An 18,390-nucleotide genomic window follows, 5' to 3' on the forward strand; every position below is an offset into this window, starting at 1 on the left:
AGAGGACGAGATGAACATCGACTTCGCGACGCACTTTATCCCGGAATTCCGGCGCTCGTTCCGCGCGCGGGACGACGGCGGGCCGGACCGCCGTCGCTACCATGAAATCGCAGCCGGACTATCCGACGTCATCGCCCTTAACTCGGGCGACCCGGACCTGACCGCCGCCCCGGCGGCGGTCGACGCCGCTATCGACGCCCTGCGCCGAGGCAAGACACACTACGTCTTCGGTGGGCTGCCTGAACTACGCGCCGCCATCGTGCGCAAGCTCAGGCTCGAGAACGGCGTGATCGTGCCGTCGGAGCATCAGGTGATCGTCACCAATGGCAGCGCCGAGGCCGCAACGGCGGTGTTCCAGACGCTGCTCGAGCCCGGCGATGAAGTGCTGACCACGATCCCCTACTACGGCGGGCACGTCGGCGCGATCAAGGCTGCGCGCGGCATCCCGGTGACGATTCCGACGAACGGCGACCGGCTGTGGGAGCCCGATCCCGGGGACGTCGACGCACGGATCACGCCCAAGACCAAGGCGTTCATCTTCGCCAACCCCGGCAACCCGACGGCTGCCGTCTACCGGCGGGAGACCCTCGAGGCGCTCCTCGACATCGCGCGGCGCAGGCGTATCCTCATGATCGCCGACGAACTGTTCGAACGGTATGTCTATGACGGACACAGGCACGTGAGCATGGCCTCGCTGCCGGAATCGGCCGATTGGGTCGTCACCATCAACGGCTTCTCGAAGTCCTACTGCATGACGGGATGGCGGCTCGGCTGGGTGATCGCCCCGCCGTGGCTGCTGCCGCCCCTCGATCAGATGCGGTACGCGATGTCGATGGCGGCCGCCAGCGCGAACCAGTGGGGTGGGGTCGCGGCGCTCTCGGATGCGGCGCGCCCGTACTACGACGAGGTGCACCGCACGTATGGCGAGCGGCGGGCGTTCTTCCTCAAGGCCCTCGGCGAGATGGGCCTGGCGCAGAGACCGACACCCGGCGCGTTCGTCGGCATGCTCGACGTTCGCAAGATCGGTCGCAGCTCCGCGGAGATGTGGGAGACGATCCTTCGCGAAGCACGCATCGCTATGTCGTCCGGCGGCGCGTTTGGTCCGCAGGCAGAGGGCTGGCTGCGGTATAGCCTGATCCAGCCATTCGACAGACTCAGGGAGGCCGCGTCCCGGCTCGCGCCGGTGGTGCGGCGCCTCCTGACAGATGCCGGGTATAGTTGAGCATCAGAACGCCAGCGCCGAGCGGGGATTGTCGACGAGCATCGTGCGGATCGCGTCCGCGGGGACGCCCGCGTCGCGCAGCATCGGCACAAAGTGCGTCAGCAGATAGGCGTACCCCTGGCCACCGTACGACTTCAATTCCGACTTGCGCGCACGATCCAAGGAGAGCATGAGATGCTTGAGAAGACCTCGCCTGACCAGCTCGGCGATGACCTCCGCACGCGTCTCATCCAGCATCCAATGCTGCTTGCCGATCACGTCGAATTGGACGTACGCGCCCCGGCGGCAGAGCCGTTCGATGTTCCGGATGTCGATGTTCACATCGTTGTGACCGATGATGACGCGTCGGGGATCGGCGCCTTCCGACTCCAGCACCTCGAGTAGCAGCATTCCGATGTTACCGCCGGGGATCTCGAAGCGGGCGGAGCCCGACGTGTGCGTCGTGATCGCCGCGCCGGTCGCGAGATGCGCTCGCGCCACAGCGCGCGCACATTTCTCTTCCGGCCCCTCGACGACCGGCCGGCTGATCGCCGATTTGAGAAGGCCGGTCCTGATGCCCGTGTCGCCAACGCCCTCGCGCAGTTCGATGATCAACCCCTCAGTCAATTCCTCGATGCTCTGCTCGGCGACAAACCGGGGATGGCACTGCTCGACATAGAATCCCGAGGCGGCGATGACGGCGAGGCCGGTCGCCAGCGAGATCTCCCTGAGCCGCTGTACGTCTCTTCCCCAGGCCTGCATCGTGACCTCAACGACTGCCGCAGCCCCGAGTGCGCGGATCTCCCGCAGTTCGCGCACCGCGACGTCTACGTCATCCAGCACCATCGAGGTCCCGCCGCCCGGAGGCCTGAGGCCGTCCGGCCGGCAACGGCGCTGATCGCACAGAATATGCTCGTGCATGTACGTGATGCCGAGCATCTCCGGCGTGATGGAACCCGTCACGGTTTCGATGCGCATGTCAGGTCCGGCGCCCGTCGAGCATCTCGAGAATGGCCGCGACGCTCCTGACGCGGATCAAGGCGCCGACCAACATCGTGGTCGTCAGCGTATGGAGTGTCCACGTCTCAGCCGCGCAGGCGTCCGACGCGACGACCACACTGTAGCCAAGGTCCGCCGCTTCGCGGGCGGTGAGATCGACCGCGCCGCCGGCCAGCACACCGGCCACGACCACGCTTCGAGTTTCCAACGCACGCAGTCGGTCCGCCAGCGGTGTCCCCGCGAAAGCGCTGACGGTAGTACGATCGATGAGTGTATCGCTGTGTTCGGGCGCCACGCCGGGCAGAAACTCGGCTTCCGGCGACGCGGGCGATGTCCAGAATCCCGTCACGCCCGCCTGCCGGCTGAGGCTGCCGGCGTGCTGGTCGTCGGCCACCAGGCGCGTGAAGATCACCGGCAGCCCCTTGCCCCGCCACGCCTCGATGAGGGTGCGAAGATTCGGCACGACCTGGTCGACCTGTTCATAGTACTCTGCCAATTCCCTGGCTATCCCCCGTTCGCGTGCCAGACGGGCGAAGCCGCTCTGCGGGTCGAGCGTGAAACGATGGCAGTCGAGCACCGCCAGCGCGGCACGTGTAGCTGTGAGATCGACCGGGGGCACCGGCGCCATCAGAGCCCGGAACGGCAGACGCGCCCGCATCACGAGACCGTTAGTGCGCCGTGCCGGACGCCGCCAGCCGGAACATGAACTCGACGTAGGACAGCGCCAGGTCCACCATCCCGCCGATCTTCCCGGCGCCTTCGATGACGAGGTACTCGTCGCGCGCCGACGCGCGGCCGTGGCCAAGCCCGACGTCGCGCAGCAGCGGTATGCCAAACTCCTCGGTGAACAGCGACCACGGACCGCCGCCGCCGGTCATCGGCCACCAGACCACGTCGAGGTCGCGCGATGTGAACATCGCCTCTGCTGCGCGGACCACCGGCGCGTCGCGGCTGACTCGGGAGCCGTTGAAGGCGCCGAACACCATGCTCTCCACGTCTCCGAACCCCGCCTCATCGAGGCGCCGGCGGAGCGCTTGCACCACGTCGGCAACATCCCACGTCCGCGGGATGCGGATGTCGAACGTCGCCTCGGCCGCGTGCGGCAGGCTGAACGCCCGCGTTCCCGGACCGAGGTACCCGCTGCGCAGGCCGTTCAGGTTCATGCTGGGCGCGAAGAAGTAGCGCCGGTAGATCTCTTCGTCCGGCAGATCATCGATCGCGCGGACGTCTGCGCTCTGCACCCCGGTCAGCACACGCTGCCAGGGAACGCCTTGAAAGCGTGCCATGACGGCCGCCATCTCCTGAGCTTCGTCGGCCGACGGCGGCGGGGTCGCACGGTCGAAGCCCTCGAGCCGCACGACGTTGCCGTCGGGCGACGTCAGCGTGGCAAGGGCGTGCACGAGCCGCCACGCTGGGCTGTCCACGACCGATTTCGCCATCCCGTGGATCGCGGTCTCGCGCGGGCCGCGACCCCAGCGCGCCCCGCTCGCGCGCAACGCCATGTAGATCATGCCTTTGTACCCGAGCGTGAAGTGCCCCGCGCCATTCGCGTCCTGCGACGCGCCGGGATTCCACGCCGCGGACGCGGCGGCAAGCCGAGCGCGATAGCGGTCGATCATCCCGCGGTACCCGGGGCTGCCCATGATCTCGTCGCACTCCGCGACCACGAGTACGTTCACCGGCGTGCGGCCGAGCACCGCCCGGCACGCCTCCACGGCGTTGAGGAAGACGCCGAGCGGACCTTTGACCGCCCGGGCGCCGCGCGCGATGACGACCCGCGGGAACGGCGGCAGCGGGACGACTGCGGCGTCAAACGGCGGAGACGACCATCCCTTGGGGTCGGCGCGTACGGAATCGAGCATGCCGTACGTGGCGAGCGTTACCGGCGCACTTGCTTCGCACGCCGCCCAGACGCCCGGAGCGCCACCCGTGGATACGACTTCGCTTTCGGTGAAGCCCCCGTCTCGGGCGAGCTCCGCATACAGTTTGGCGCATTCCTCGACGCCGACGCCGTCGACTGAGATGCTCGGCTGGCGCAGCAACGTCTGCAGCCGCGCGAGATGGCGGTCGTGATGACGCTCGAGGTACTCGCGCACACGGTCGAGTTGGGGCTGCATCTCCGCCTCACGGGGCGTCATGACACCACCCCCACGCCACGTAGAAATCGGCCGTGGCCCGGCTCGACCAGAACCTCACCCTGGCGGTAGACGACCGTCCCGCGGACAAGGGTCATCACCGGCACGCCGCGCACCGTCACACCGTCGAACCAGCGGGCCGTCGCACGCGCTTGGGAGAACCCGTCGCCCGCGTGCAGAACGCGTTCCTGCGCCAGATCCACGACGGCGAGGTCCGCGTCGGCGCCCGGTCGGATCGCGCCCTTTCGCGGATAGAGCCCGAAAATGCGCGCCGGGTTCTCGCTCGTCAGTGCGACGAGCCGCTCGAGCGACAGGCGGCCGGCGTTCACTTGGGTCAGCAGGCCCGGCAGCATCGTCTCGAGTCCGGGGTGCCCGGCCGGCGTCTTCCAGATGTCGTCGGGGTGGCGTGCTTTCTCGTCCGCTGCATAGGGCGCGTGATCGGTGGCGATCGCGTCGATGCTGCCGTCGTTGACAAACTCCCACAGGCGGTCGCGGCTTTCGGGACTACGCAGCGGCGGGTGCACCTTGCCCCACGGGCCGAAGCGGGCCATGTCCTCCGAAGAAAACAGCAGATACTGCGGGCATGTCTCGACCGTGATCGGCTGGCCTTCCGCCCGACGCCGCGCCGAAAGCACGACGGCATCCGGCGAGCTCATGTGGACGAGATGCACGCGCGCACGCGCCTCACGCGCCAGCGAAAGTGTCTCGGCGGCCGAGACGATCTCGCAGAGCTCGGGCCGGCCGAGATTGTGGTGCTCGGGCCGGTTCTTCCCTTCCGCCTGAGCCTTCGCGGTAAAGTACCGGCCCAAGCGGTCGTCTTCGACGTGCACCGCGTGCGGCAGGCCGGTCGGCGCGGATTCCCGGAAGCGTTCAAGCATATCGGCAGGCTCGGCGGCGCGGACACCGCCTTCCAGGCGGGCCTTCTCGGAGCCAGGCAGCGCCTGTACGCGAAAAGTCTTGAACGCGATGGCGCCGGCCGCCGCCAGACCCAAGGCTGCATTGGGGTTCGAGGCGCCAAGCCCGCCGTAGAGTCCAAAGTCGACAATGGCGCGCCGCTCCACCGCCCGCCGCCGGGCGGCCAGCCGCTCCCCCGAATCGGTGGCCGGGACGGAGTTAGGCATCTCGAGGATGGTCGTCACGCCGCCTGCCGCGGCCGCGCGGGTGCCGCTCGGAAAATCTTCCCATTCTGGCCACCCGGGATCGTAGAGGTGAACGTGTTCGTCGATGAGCCCAGGCAGAATAACAAGGCCGGCCGCATCGAGGCTGTCACGCGATAGCGCACCTGTGAGCTGTCCCGGTGACGCTACGACGGCGATCCGCCCGCCGCTGATCCCGAGATCGGCACGCCGGCGCTCGCGGGGCGTGACGATGGTTCCGTTGAGGGCGACAAGATCGAAGGTCACCGACCGTCTCCGTCCGCGGAGCCTGCCGGGGCGGCGGCCGGGACGCGCCTCGCCGCCCGCCGCCGCCGGCGCATATGCCCGGCGCGCTCGATACCCAGGACGAGCCTCTCCAGGTGTCCCGCCTCGATATTGAGCCCGAACTGCTCGCTCACAATGGCGGCGATGTCGTCCAGCGTGCGCCGGCCGTCAGAGAGATTCCACAGTTCGTCGGTCAGCACGAGTAAGGTATCCCAGTACGTCCGAGGATCGACGGTACGCATCCGGGCGACGAGATCCGCCATCTCAGGGTACTGCAGGCCGAAGTCGCGCGGAGGCGGCCCCTCGTACGCGGGCACGGGGATCACCGCGCCGGCATCGTCGTTGGGGGGCGCTGACGTGGTCGACAAGGCCGGCGTCTCGAGCAGCGCCAACGCCTCGCGCAGTTGTCGGCGGAGTCGTGCGGTCGACGCTTTCACGATCCGCGCGTGCGCGTCGCGCACATCGGCCGGCTCGTGGCGGACGAGACGGTCCGTCGTCTCGATCGCCCGAGCGTCGCGAGCGGCGAGATGCCGGATCGCGCGGGTCGCCCGCTGCGCGAGGACAGCGCCCTGCGCGCCTCCTTCCCGAGTCTGCGCTTCGATTGCGCGGGTGACCGCAAGCCCGATCCGCAGGCTGCCGTAGTTTTCCGTCAGGCGGGCGTACTGTGCCGCCTCATCCGGCCCCGCGTCCGCGATCGCGAGCGCGAGGGCCGCGCTGACGACCCCGGCCCGGTGGAACACCATCGGATCCGTGTTGTCGGCGGTCAACAGCTGCGTGTGGAAATAGCGGTCAGGCCACGACATGATAAGCGGACACGGAATCCCCATGCCGTTCCATCGCTGGTTGTCGCTCCACGGCCCGTACGGCAGACTGATAAACGAGACGAGCGGGATCACGGGTTCGTGCTTGAACGGCCACGCCGCTTCCTTCGGCGTCGACTCCAGCAGCCACTGGCCGAGGTCGTTAATGAACGTGGGCAGCGAATCCGGGACACGGTAAAAGACGAGGCTGCTCTTGAGCTTGTCCTGGTGGTGGCCCACGCTGTCGAAATTGATCCCGCACAACATGTTCGGCAGATCGTCGGGGTGCCGCGCGAAGTGCGCCATGCTGCCGAGCCCTTCGGCGACAAACATGAACCTGATCGTACGCCGCGGGCGCGGGATTGTGCCGCGTTCCACGAGCGTGCGGAGCGTGCGGGCAATTTCGATCATCAGGGCCGGGCCGGCGGCGCAGTTCGCGCACGGCCGCGTGGCCGCGGACGTGTGGGAGATAAACACCACCGACTCCTCGGGGTGCTCGCGGCCGCGAATCGCGCCGGTGAGGTTCTGACCCTCGCCTTTGAACAAACGAGTCTTGATCCTGACGAACACCCGCGCCCGGCCCTCCCGGCACCGGGCGGCCAGGCGCTCGGCGGCCGTGTAGTCTACCGTGAGCGCCCACGGGTTCTTCCACCGCGCCGGCAGCCGCATCAGTTGCACCGCATCCGCCAGACCGGTGCGCGTCCTCCACGGCGTGGTGACAAGCAAGTAGTCGGTGATGATACCCACGGCGCCGTACTGTTCCGCCTGCGCGACGGCGCGAGACCACGCCACCTTCTCGGCATCGTCGGTGCCGTGCCTCAGCAGTACCGCCTTGCCCGCCACCTCCCGACGAGCGTAGTCGGCGTCGGTCAGCCCGGCGCCGACGTCGACGACCTCGACGCCTACGCCCTCGTCGGGCGTCGAGGGACACCACCAGGGCACGCACGATGGTACCGCCGGATAGGCCACCAGCAGATCGCGCTCGGGTAGCAGGCGCAGTTCCGCTTCGAGCGGCTCCCACGCCGGCGGCAAGGTGTGGCCGACGACCACCGTCTCGCCGTCGAGCGGGTACCGCTCGCTCGCCACGTCTTCGGCCCCGACCTCGCCAAGCCGTCGCCGGACAAAGTTCGTGGCCTCGTGATAGCCGGACGAGCCCGGCGAGCGGACGTAACAGGTGATCGCTTCCGTGTCCTGCTTCGCCGCCTCGCCCGAGAGCGTCGCGGCAATGGCCTCAATCCAACGCGGGTTCATGCGCTCCTCCTTCTTGTGCCGACCGCCAGCGTCGACCGACACGGATTGTCACGCGACGGCGACTCTCCGGATTTCCGCGAGACAGTCCGCGAGCCCCTCGCGCAGCGGGAAGCGAGGCGAATAGGCAAGCTCGCGCCGGGCCCGCCCGACATCGAGCCTGCAGTAGTGCTTGACGGACAGTAGTCCCGGCCCGACTTCGATCTTGCTCTCCGGTGCGAGCTCGCGCAGGATCTCCGCAGCCCGGCGCAGCGTCGCTGCCTGCCCGGTGCCGACGTTGTAGATGCCGCCGGGCGTGGCCGTCGCCAGCGCAGCGCACACGCATCCGTGCGCGCAATCCTTGACGTGGACTGCGTCGAACCCCTGATCCCCACCCGTCTCCAGATGGAACGGACGCCTGAAGGCCGCCGCCATCAGCATGTCGGTGAGCGGACCCGCTCCGCGCGGCTCCTTATGGAAGCGGCGTTCAGCCGCGTAGTATCCTCCGAAGCGGAGCGCCGCAAACTCTAGCCCGTAGACGTGGTTGAACCAGGCGGCCATGCGCTCGCACGAGTACTTGCCGATCTCGTACGGTCGGACCGGCAGCGGAGGTGTGTCTTCGGGCACCGGCACGTAGTCGGGATGCCCGTGCTGCGTACCGTGAAATTCCGGGTAGAGTGACCACGTCGAAGCAAAGACGAGGCGTCGCACGCCGCTGAGCCGGCAGGCCTCGAGCACGTTCAAGAAACCGCCGACGTTCACGGTGTGGTTGGCAAGCGGGTGGCGGTTGTACCAGTCACCGACGAGCGCCGCGAGGTGCACGACGCGCTCCGACCGGACGTCGCGCAGCACGTCGAGGACCTGGGCGAGGTCCTGAATGTCGATCCGCCGATATTCGAGGCCGTCGAGACCGTCGAGCAACGGCCCGGGGCCGGGCAGGATGTCGGCCGCCACCACAGCGGCTCCACGCTCGCGCAGCTGGCGTACGGTATGCGAGCCGACCACGCCCGCGGCGCCGGTGACCAGGATCGGCGTCGTGCTCATCGTCATGTTGCTCCTCCGTTCGTGCGTCGTACACCGGCGCTTCAGTCGCCCGCCGCAGACGCGTATTCGCCGCGGAGTCGCGGGTCGAGCGCGTCGCGAATTCCGTCGCCGAGCAGGTTGAAACCCAGCACAGTGGCGACGATCGCGAGGCCGGGCGCCAGCGAGATCCACGGCGCACGCGGCAGGAACCGGGTGCCGTCAGCGATGATCGTGCCCCACGTCGGCGTTGGCGGCGAGATGCCCAGGCCGAGATAGCTCAGCGTGGCTTCGGTCAGGATGGCCGTCGACACCTTGAGCGTCATGAGCACGATGATCGGCGACCAGGAGTTGGGCAGCAGGTGCCGGGTGATGAGGCGGCGATGTCCTGCGCCGAGTGCCCGGGCCGCCTCGACGTACTCCCGGCCGCGGTGCCGTACAATCTCGGCCCGCGCCAGCCGTGCGAAAGCCGGCACGTTGGCAATGCCGACGGCCAGCATGACATTCATGACGCCGCCACCCAGCACGGCGACGATCGCGATCGCCAGCAGGATGAGTGGAAACGCCATCAACACCTCGACCACGGCCATGAGCGTTTGGTCCAAAATGCCACCGAAGTAGCCGGCCAGAACGCCGGCGGCCGTCCCGGCGCCTGAGGCGACGGCCACCGAGAGGACGCCGACCAGCAGCGACACGCGTGCCCCGTACATGAGCCGCGACAGCAGATCGCGGCCGAAGTGGTCCGTCCCGAGCACGTGGGCCGCGGACCCAGGCGGCCGGAGGCGCTCGAAAACGGCCTGCCGGATGGGATCGTGAGGCGCAAGCAGCGGCGCGAGCAATGCCACAAGGGTTACCGTGCCGACGACCACTAGCCCGGCTGCGGCGCTGCGGCGTCGCCATACCGCGCGTAGCGCGTCCGCGGCCGGCGTGGCACGGCCGGCGGCCGGCGCGATCGTTCGCGCGGCATCATTGATACCGGATGCGCGGGTCGAGGCACGCATAGCTGAGGTCCACCAGCAGGTTGATCACCACGAGGCTGAAGGCAAAGATCATGATCGCGCCCTGGATCGTCGGATAGTCACGGGCGTAGATTGCGTCCACGAGCAGCTTGCCGAGCCCCGGGCGCGCGAAGACCGTTTCGGTGACGACGGCACCGCCGAGTAGGTATGCAACATCCAGGCCGACGATCGTCACGATGGGAATCGCGGCGTTGCGCAGGGCGTGCTTCAGCACGACCGCCCGGCCGCTCAGGCCTTTGGCGCGGCCGGTCCGGATGTAGTCCTGATGGAGGACGTCGAGCATCGAGGAGCGGGTCATACGGGCGACGAGCGCGGCGGAGCGCGCTCCGATCGCGACCGCGGGCAACGCCAAGTGGGTGAGGATCGCGTGCCAGTCTCCCCACCGGCCCGCGCCGATCACGGGAAACAGTCCCAGCCGGTACGCGAACACATAGATCAGCAGGATCGCAAACCAGAATCCCGGGGTTGAGAGCGACAGCATCGCCACGGTCGTGGCCGCGTAGTCCGCGAGCGAGTTGCGCCGGATCGCCGCCAGCGTCCCGATCGGAACGCCGATCGCGAGCGCGAGCACGATTCCCGCCGCGGTCAGCATCGCGGTGAACGGCGCCTGGCTGCGGATCTCGTCGAGCACCGGTTGGTCGGTGCGGAACGAGTGGCCTAGGTCGCCGTGGAGGACGCGGCTCGCATACCGGGCGTACTGCACCGCGAGCGGCTTGTCGAGCTCCAGCTGGGCCCGCACCTGCCGCAGCGCGTCCGGGGTCACGTAGTCTCCCAACACCAGCGCCGCGGGGTCGCCCGGTGTCAGGTGGATCAGCAGAAACGCAAACGTAATCACACCGGCGATGGTGAGCACCATACGCTCGAGCCGGCGCAGCACGTAGCTCATCGACCGGGCCCCCGCACGGCCGCGGGGGCGCCTCGGGGCTGGGCTTACCGCACCGCGAACTTTACGAACTCAAACCGGGTCATCCAGTGGCCGGTATTCGCACCGTAGCCGTGCTGGCCCCTGTTGTAGGCTGTCACGTAGATCGGGTCGACGATCGGCACCACCGGCACGTCCTCGGCCACCTTCCTCTGAATCGCGGCCAGGATCTGGACGCGCTCGCGGGTTGTCAGCGCCCGCCGCTGCGCCTCGATCAGCGCATCGATCGCCCCATAGTACGCGTAGTTGCTGCCGGGCGGGAAACTGACCGAGTGGAATTCCTCGGTCAGGATCTGGTCGGGGTCGAACCTCGTGATGCCGTCGATGTTGATGTCGTAGTCGCCCGCCTGATGCCGGGCGGTCCAGGCGCCGGCCTCGAGCCGCTGATCGTCGAGCGTCACGCCGATGTTCTTGAACCACTCCTGCATCGCCGTCGCGATGACGGACGAGTACGCAGACTCCTCGTGGATAACGTTGATCTTGAACCCGTTCGGATAACCCGCCTCGGCGACGAGCGCCTTTGCCCTGGCCGGGTTGAACGGATAGCGCTCGATGTTTGCAGTGTAACCCACCATACCGGGACTGAGGATGCTATAGATCGGCTGCCCCACGCCTTCGAGCAATGCCTTGACGAATGTCTCGCGGTCGGTCGCGTAGGCGAGCGCGCGCCGAACCTTGACGTCGCTTAGCGGCTTGCGCCGGGTGTTCATGTAGAATCCCCACCAACCGGCGGCCGGGGTCGCCGTAAACGCAAGGCTGGGGTCCTTCTGGAGGTCCTTGTACACCTGCACGTCCCGGACGATCATGAAGTTGATCTCACCACGCCGCAGCGCTAGCGCTGCCGTGTTGTCGTCGGGGACGATCTTCCAGACGATACGCTTGGCCGCCGGCGCCCCCCGGAAGTAATGCGCATTGGCGTCAAGCACGATCTCCTGGCGGGGCGCGTAGCTCGCAAACTGGAACGCCCCGGTCCCAATCGGATTGAGCGAAAACTTGGACCCCAACTGTTCGACGGCCCGCTGGCTGACGATGTACCCGGGCCGGAACGCCAGCACGGCTGCGAGGAAGCTCGACGACGGCGCGTTGAGGACGACGCGAACGGTGTACTTGTCAGGGGTATCAACCGACTGGATGATCTGCATCGAGTCCCGGTAGGGCGACTTCGTCTCGGGATTGAGAATCCGGTCGAAGCTGAACTTCACGTCGGCGGACGTCATCTCGCCGTAGTCGTGGTGGAACTGCACCCCTCTGCGCAGAACGAACGTATACGTCTTGCCGTCCGGCGAGACGGTCCAGCGCTCGGCGAGATCGGGCTCGACGTCGAGCGAGCTGCTTTTGTAGCGCACGAGGCCATTGAACACGTTCATCGCGATCTGGTAGTCCGGCGAGCCCGGAATGCGGGCGGGGTCCAGGTTGCGGAAATCCCTCGGGTACGCGGCCACTATCACCTGCTCGCGCGCCGGGCCAGACTGCGGCAATCCAACAGCCGGAAGAGACACCACGGCCAGGACGGCGGCAAGAGCACCGGCCAACAACTTGGGCTCACTGCGCATTGTCAGGACCTCCTTCTCCTTAGGTGTGAGTTAGATGTGAGGTGTTGCGCCGGTGTTGGAGTCGGTGTCAAAAGGGTTCATGTGGTGGCTGTTGAAGTCCTGCCGCATTCGAAACGGCGTTCCGAGAGTTACCGATCAACACCCTAGGATCGCACGATCATTCCACAGAAGGGCAGGTGCGCCGCAGTAAGCGTGTACCGTCCAGCACGACAATCAGCCGGCCCGGCACGAGATCGGCTGCGAGACGCAGTACACCCTTCATGTATCGCGGGCCGCTCGCCTGAAACCGCGGAACTGCTCCGATGTCGGATAGACAAGGGAACGCCCACGCCACGGGCCAAACACTGTGGCGACTCATGACAACGGGGGTGCACGGGATGAAGCACGGCAGCCGCATGGGCAAGGGGATCAGCCGCCGCGACCTGTTGTCCGCCGCAGGCGCCACGCTGACCGGGGGCGCCGCTCTGTCCGCGTTGCGGCCGTTGCTCGGCGCCGTCCCGGCGCAGGCTGCGGAACCGATATACGGCGGCACGCTCACGATCGCATTCGTCCCGTTCGCGACGCACATCGACGCGAACTCCGCCAACATCAGCACGTTGAACGAGGTCGCGAAGTACTTCTATGAGACGCTATTCGACTGGGACGCGGACGGCAAGCTGGTCCCCTCCCTGGTCCAGAGCGAGCAGATATCCCGGGACGGCCTGACGGTCACCTGGAAGCTGCAGCCCGGCGTGAAGTTCCACGACGGGACGTCCTTCAATGCCGCGGCCGTGAAGTGGAACCTGGAGCGCAAAGGCGAGAAGAAACAGCCGCTCTACGACGCGCTCTTCGTCAGGCGCATCGACGCGGTCGACGACCTCACGGTGCGGGTAACGATGACCCAGCCCCAGCCGGGCCTCGCGGCGTGGCTCAGCCTGCCCACGTTTTCGATGTACAGCCCGTCGTTCGTCCAAAAAGTCGGTGACGACGGCCTCAAGCGACAGGCCTCAGGCACGGGCCCGTTCACCGTCCAGGAGTTCCGCGCCAACGAGATCCTCCGGCTCCGGCGCGCGCCGCAGTACTGGCGCAAAGGGCTGCCGTACCTCGACGAAATTGTGTTCCGCATGGTGCCGTCGATCAGTGCGCGCGCCGCGATGCTGCAGGCCGGCGACGTGGACATGGCGCTCGCGCTCTCGATCCCAGACATCGCGCGGCTGCGGCACCTCAAGGGCTTCCGGGTTCTGCAACAGCTGGGCTCCCAGCAGTACTACCTGGCGATCAACGCAGCACACGATCCGCTCAAGGACGGTCGCGTGCGGCGTGCGCTCAACCACGCGGTCGACAAGGACGGCATCATGCGGACCGTGCTGCTCGGCAGCGCGGAGTTCTCGACCGCTAACTTCCTGACGCGCAAGGTGGACGGCTACGCACGGGCTGGCGTCTACCCGTACGACCGGGCGGCAGCGGCGCGGCTCCTGGACGAAGCGGGGTGGAAGCCGGGCCCGGGCGGGATGCGCGCGAAGGACGGCAAGTCGCTCTCGCTCGACATCGCGACGACCAGCGGCGCCCGCTCCGGCGACGTGCAGATCGCCGAGCTGGTGCAGGGCATGCTCAAGAACGTCGGCGTCGGCGCCAACGTCAACGTCGTGGATTCGGCGACCTTTCTGGCACGCGTCAATCTGCCGATTCCCCAGCAGCTCCCCTACGATCTGCTGAACCTCGCCGTCAACGTCTTTTCGGGCGATGCGGAGTACGTGATGCGAACCTTTTACCTCACGAGCGCTTGGCCGCCCGCGTACTACAACTATGCGCACTACTCCAACCCAACGGTGGACAAGGACGTCGACGCCGCACTGCGCGCGCCGACGAAGGCGCAGCGTGACCAGATCTTTGCGCGGATCATCAAGCAAGTGTACGCCGACACGCCGACCATACTGCTGTGCGACGTGCCGACGATCGCGGCCGTGCAGGACACCGTGCAGGGCGTGTTCTTCAACGGCCCCGCGAACAATTGGCCGGCCAAGTACGCGTGGAAGGAAAAGCGCTAGCGCCCGCCTGATCGGGGACCGCTGGTCGAGGACGCGACGATGGGCGGCTACATCGCCAGGCGCGCGCTCGTCAGCATCCCGCTGCTCCTCCTGATCGTGACGGTAGTGTTCTTCGCCTTCCGGGCGATCCCGGGCGATCCCGCTCGGCTCTACGTCGGCACCGATGCCTCCCAGGAAACGGTGGAGCAGTACCGGCGGGCGTGGGGGCTCGATCAACCGGTCGCCGTGCAATACGCCCGCTACCTCTCGCGCCTGCTGCGCGGCGACCTCGGCGTCTCGATTCAGAGCGGGCAGACGGTCCTGCACGAACTGGGCGGCCATTTCCCATCGACGCTCGCGCTCTCGTGCGCCGCGATGGCGGTCGCCGCCGCCGTCGGCATTCCGCTCGGGATCCTCGCCGGCTGGAAGCGCGACACGATGTGGGATGCGGCGGCGAGCGGCGTGGCGCTCGCCGGCATCTCGATCCCGCTCTTCTGGCTCGGCCTTCTCCTCATCTACACGTTCAGCGTGCGCCTCCACGTCGTCCCGAGCGGCGGGAACGAGACGTGGCGCAGTTACATCCTGCCCGCGGTCTCGCTTGCGATGTTTCCCCTGACCTTTATCGTGCGCATGACCCGCTCGTCGCTGCTGGACGTGATCAAGGAAGACTACGTACGGACGGCCCGGGCGAAAGGTCTGCGCGAGGTCGTGGTCATCGGCTGGCACGCCGTGCGCAACGCGCTGCTGCCGGTCGTCACCGTGATCGGGCTGCTCTTCGGCTACATGCTCGGCGGCGCGATCGTAACCGAGACGATCTTCGCGTGGCCCGGCCTGGGGCGCCTCCTCGTGACCGCGGTGGCACAGCGTGACTTTCCGTTGATTCAGGGCGACCTGCTGCTGTTCGCGGCGCTCTTCATGCTGGTGAACCTGGCAGTAGACCTGCTGTACGCGTGGATCGATCCGCGCATCCGCCTCGAATGAGACGACGGCCCTCCGCCGCGCGCCGCAACCTCCGGCTCCACTACGGCGGGATCCTGATCGCCCTGTTCCTCGCGACCGGGACCGTCGGCCCCCACCTGCTGCGGGACAACCCCAACGCCATCGACCTGACGCAGAACCTCGCGCCCCCCACCGGACGGCACCCGTTTGGCACGGACACCGAAGGCCGCGACCTGCTGAGCCGGGTTGTGGTCGGCGCCCGCACGGACCTCGTGATGTCGGTCAGTGCCGTCGCGCTCGGCGGAGTCACCGGCATCGCGTGCGGGCTGGTCGCCGGCTACTATCCTCGGGTGCGCACCCCGATCATGCGCTTCATGGACGTGCTGTTGGCATTCCCGAGCCTCGTCGTGGCACTCGGCATCATCGCCGTCGTGGGCTCGAGCCTCCGAAACGTCATCATCGCGCTGGCGATCTACCAGGTCCCGCAGTTCACGCGACTGGTGAACGGCGTCGTGCTCAGCCTGCGGGAGCAGGCCTACGTGGAATCGGCGCGCGCGGCCGGCGCGCGGGACGGCCGGATCATCGGCCGCTACATCGTCCCCAATATGCTCCCCCCTGTCATCGTGCAGATCAGTCTCTTCGTCCCGAGCGCGATCACGATCGGCGCGAGCCTTAGCTTCCTCGGGCTCGGCATCTCGCCCCCCACGGCCGAGTGGGGGTCCATGCTGCAGAACAGCCTGGAATGGGCCGGGATGGCGCCGCACGTCATGATCGCGCCGGGGCTCGCGCTGATGGCCGTGATCCTCGGATTCAATCTGTTCGGGGACGGCCTGCGCGACGCGCTCGATCCCCGGCTGCGGATTTAGTCTACGGCCGCAGGAACCGTCCGTACCCCGGCCGCGTCGTCACCTCGCCCCCTGAGGCGACGACGCGGCCGCGCACCATCGTCACGACCGCTATCCCGGTAACCGTGCGGCCGTCGTAGGGACGGGTCAAGACGCGCGACTTAGTGTAGAAGTCGTTGGACCGCAGGACGTGCGTCCGCGCCATGTCAACGATCGTGAGATCGGCGTCCGAGCCGATGGCAACGCGGCCCTTGCGCGGGTAGAGCCCAAAGATCCGTGCGGGATTCTCGCTCAGCAGCGCGACGAGGCGGCCGAGCGTCAAACGTCCGGCGTTCACGTGGGTCAGCATCATCGGCACCATGGGTTCCATGCCCGGCTGCCCGCCGGCCGCATCGAAGATGTTGTCCGAACGGCGGTCCGCCTCGCGGGACGGGCTCGGCGTGTGGTCGCTTGCGAGAATATCCACAGTACCGTTACGCACGAATTCCCACAGCCGCGCCTGGCTCTCCGCCGAGCGGAGCGGCGGGTGCACCTTCCCGTATGCCCCGAACGAGGTCATATCCGTGTCCGTGAAGTGTAGATACTCCGGCCGCGACTCGATCGTGACGGCCTGGCCATCTTCGCGCGCGCGCCGGGCGAGCATGATCGCGTCGGGTGAGGCGACGTGGACGAGATGCAGCCTGGCGCCGGCGGCGCGGGCGAGCGCGAGCGTCTCCCCTGTCGCCACGACCTCGCACAGCTCGGGACGCCCGCGGCTGTGGTCCTGAGGCTTGACCTGCCCGGCGGCGCGCGCCTTGGCCTCAAAGTACTTCGCGAGCGCGTCGTGCTCGACGTGCACCGAGTGGACGAGGCCCGTGGCCGCCGACTCGCGCAGGCGCTCGAGCATCAGGCCCGGATCCGCAACGCGGATGCCGCCTTCGAGTTTGGCGCGCTCGTTGGTCTCGGGCAGCTTGGAGCGGAAGCTCTTGAATCCGATGACACCGGCCTCGGCGAGTCCGGCCGCCGCTCCGCCGTTCGTCTCCCCGAGCCCGCCGTACATCGCGAAGTCGATCACCGCCTTAGGCTCGACGATCTGAAGCCTCGAGCGCATGATTTCGGCCCGATCCACGGACGGGTACGAGTTCGGCATCTCGACGATCGTGGTGAGGCCGCTGGCCGCCGCGCCGCGCGTGCCGCTGGTGAAGTCCTCCCACTCCGGCCACCCGGGATCGTAGAAATGGACATGCGCGTCGATGAGCCCCGGCAGCACCTTAAGGCCGGCCGCGTCGACCCATTCCGCGGCGTCCTGCCGGGCAAGCACTCCCGGGGCGGCGACGGCCGAGATCCGGCCAGCCGTGATCCCGATATCCGCGGGGAACTCCTCCCGGGGGCTGACGATCGTTCCGTTTCCGACGATCACATCAAACGGCATCCGCTTCTCCCGGCGCGCACGTGCGGTACACCATCCGACTACGCCGCGCGCAGCGAAGGGACCTCCGGGGTCGCGCCGCGGGCGCGCGAAACCAACTGCGCACACATCGCGAGTTACGATCGGCAAGGAGTACCCTGTGTCCCAATCGGTTCTCTTGCCCACGCGCGAGCGAGGCCAAATCAAACCAGGACCGGCGGAGTGAGCGGTGGATCTCGTCTGACCGTCCGTAGTCCCGAGTCCTCGCCGACGGGAGCCGGTTAGAGGACGGACGATGGGATCACGTTACGGAATGCTACGCTCTGGGCCGCGAGGGGAAGTCGCGGCTCGTGCGGAATATGCCGTGCCGTGTTTCGGGGCTCTGTATCGGTCTCGCGCGTAGTCATCGTCGCGGCCGCTTTCGCGGCGGTGGGCTTCGGGCCGGCACGACCGGTGCCGGCATACCCGCAAACTCGCCCGCAGGACGGAACCGCTGTGACGCCGCTCGGCACGGGAGCTCAGGACAGCGCATTCGTTCCCGCGGCCGAGGAGGATCTACTCGCGATGTTGAACGCGGTCCGAAGCGAGCACGGTCTCGCGCCGCTCTCCATGAACGGGGTTCTCCGCGGCGTGGCGCGAGGGCATTCGCGCGACATGGCCCTCAAGGGATACATCGGCCACGGCTCGACGGACGGGGAGTCGTTTTTCACCCGGATGTCCCGCGTGGTGTCGCGCGGCACCCTGACAGGCGAAAATGTCGCGACGGCCGTGGACCCCGTGCGCATTCACGCCGCGTTTATCCACAGCGAAGGACACCTGAAGAACATCCTGGATCCCGCCTTTCGACGAGTAGGCGTCGGAGTTGCGACGGCCGGACGGTTGCTGATCGCTACGGAAGATTTTACGGATTGAAGCA

15 protein-coding genes are annotated in these 18,390 nt (G+C 67.6%); 5 read left to right on the forward strand and 10 right to left on the reverse strand.

Annotated elements, in window-relative coordinates:
* Nucleotides 1-10 precede the first annotated feature (10 nt).
* Complete coding sequence (locus VFL28_04710; GenBank protein ID HET7263947.1) at nucleotides 11-1,222, forward strand: pyridoxal phosphate-dependent aminotransferase; 1,212 nt, start codon at nucleotides 11-13, stop codon at nucleotides 1,220-1,222.
* A gap of 3 nt (nucleotides 1,223-1,225) precedes the next feature.
* Here VFL28_04710 and VFL28_04715 read toward each other — a convergent pair whose 3' ends face one another.
* The 9 genes from VFL28_04715 to VFL28_04755 are packed head-to-tail and all read right to left on the reverse strand — an operon-like array spanning nucleotide 1,226 to nucleotide 12,297.
* Nucleotides 1,226-2,179: a phosphotriesterase-related protein gene (locus VFL28_04715; GenBank protein ID HET7263948.1), complete on the reverse strand. Its 954-nt coding sequence runs from the start codon at nucleotides 2,177-2,179 to the stop codon at nucleotides 1,226-1,228.
* A 1-nt stretch (nucleotide 2,180) separates the two neighbouring features.
* Nucleotides 2,181-2,858 carry an isochorismatase family cysteine hydrolase gene (locus VFL28_04720; GenBank protein ID HET7263949.1) on the reverse strand — a complete coding sequence of 226 codons (678 nt, stop codon included), beginning with the start codon at nucleotides 2,856-2,858 and terminating at the stop codon, nucleotides 2,181-2,183.
* 10 nt (nucleotides 2,859-2,868) lie between these two features.
* Complete coding sequence (locus VFL28_04725; GenBank protein ID HET7263950.1) at nucleotides 2,869-4,338, reverse strand: M20/M25/M40 family metallo-hydrolase; 1,470 nt, start codon at nucleotides 4,336-4,338, stop codon at nucleotides 2,869-2,871.
* The gene (locus tag VFL28_04730) at nucleotides 4,335-5,738 is read right to left on the reverse strand and encodes a dihydroorotase family protein (protein ID HET7263951.1); all 1,404 of its coding nucleotides are present in this window, start codon (nucleotides 5,736-5,738) and stop codon (nucleotides 4,335-4,337) included. Before VFL28_04730 ends, VFL28_04725 begins: the two co-directional genes overlap by 4 nt.
* On the reverse strand, nucleotides 5,735-7,807 hold the full coding sequence (locus tag VFL28_04735; GenBank protein ID HET7263952.1) for a hypothetical protein: 2,073 nt from the start codon (nucleotides 7,805-7,807) through the stop codon (nucleotides 5,735-5,737). The genes VFL28_04730 and VFL28_04735 overlap by 4 nt, the downstream gene beginning before the upstream one ends.
* 48 nt (nucleotides 7,808-7,855) lie before the next feature.
* Nucleotides 7,856-8,833, reverse strand: a complete 978-nt coding sequence (locus VFL28_04740; protein HET7263953.1) for an NAD-dependent epimerase/dehydratase family protein — start codon at nucleotides 8,831-8,833, stop codon at nucleotides 7,856-7,858.
* 35 nt (nucleotides 8,834-8,868) lie between these two features.
* Nucleotides 8,869-9,777 carry an ABC transporter permease gene (locus VFL28_04745; protein ID HET7263954.1) on the reverse strand — a complete coding sequence of 303 codons (909 nt, stop codon included), beginning with the start codon at nucleotides 9,775-9,777 and terminating at the stop codon, nucleotides 8,869-8,871.
* Nucleotides 9,770-10,708, reverse strand: coding sequence for an ABC transporter permease (locus VFL28_04750; GenBank protein ID HET7263955.1), 939 nt, complete (start codon nucleotides 10,706-10,708; stop codon nucleotides 9,770-9,772). Before VFL28_04750 ends, VFL28_04745 begins: the two co-directional genes overlap by 8 nt.
* Nucleotides 10,709-10,752: 44 nt before the next feature.
* On the reverse strand, nucleotides 10,753-12,297 hold the full coding sequence (locus VFL28_04755; GenBank protein HET7263956.1) for an ABC transporter substrate-binding protein: 1,545 nt from the start codon (nucleotides 12,295-12,297) through the stop codon (nucleotides 10,753-10,755).
* A gap of 377 nt (nucleotides 12,298-12,674) precedes the next feature.
* Between VFL28_04755 and VFL28_04760 the strand changes: the two genes are divergently transcribed.
* From VFL28_04760 to VFL28_04770, 3 genes are read left to right on the forward strand one after another with little or no spacing between them, the layout of a single operon-like run.
* Nucleotides 12,675-14,324 (forward strand): ABC transporter substrate-binding protein, encoded by a 1,650-nt coding sequence (locus tag VFL28_04760; GenBank protein HET7263957.1) that lies wholly within the window; start codon nucleotides 12,675-12,677, stop codon nucleotides 14,322-14,324.
* A gap of 39 nt (nucleotides 14,325-14,363) precedes the next feature.
* Nucleotides 14,364-15,284 carry an ABC transporter permease gene (locus VFL28_04765; GenBank protein HET7263958.1) on the forward strand — a complete coding sequence of 307 codons (921 nt, stop codon included), beginning with the start codon at nucleotides 14,364-14,366 and terminating at the stop codon, nucleotides 15,282-15,284.
* Nucleotides 15,281-16,108, forward strand: a complete 828-nt coding sequence (locus tag VFL28_04770) for an ABC transporter permease (GenBank protein HET7263959.1) — start codon at nucleotides 15,281-15,283, stop codon at nucleotides 16,106-16,108. Before VFL28_04765 ends, VFL28_04770 begins: the two co-directional genes overlap by 4 nt.
* Nucleotide 16,109: 1 nt before the next feature.
* Here the strand turns inward: VFL28_04770 and VFL28_04775 are convergent, their stop codons facing one another.
* Nucleotides 16,110-17,498 (reverse strand): amidohydrolase family protein, encoded by a 1,389-nt coding sequence (locus VFL28_04775; protein ID HET7263960.1) that lies wholly within the window; start codon nucleotides 17,496-17,498, stop codon nucleotides 16,110-16,112.
* A 471-nt stretch (nucleotides 17,499-17,969) separates the two neighbouring features.
* Between VFL28_04775 and VFL28_04780 the strand changes: the two genes are divergently transcribed.
* On the forward strand, nucleotides 17,970-18,386 hold the full coding sequence (locus VFL28_04780) for a CAP domain-containing protein (protein HET7263961.1): 417 nt from the start codon (nucleotides 17,970-17,972) through the stop codon (nucleotides 18,384-18,386).
* Nucleotides 18,387-18,390: the final 4 nt, after the last annotated feature.

The sequence above is a fragment of the bacterium genome (genome assembly GCA_035691305.1).
GTDB lineage: Bacteria > Sysuimicrobiota > Sysuimicrobiia > Sysuimicrobiales > Segetimicrobiaceae > DASSJF01.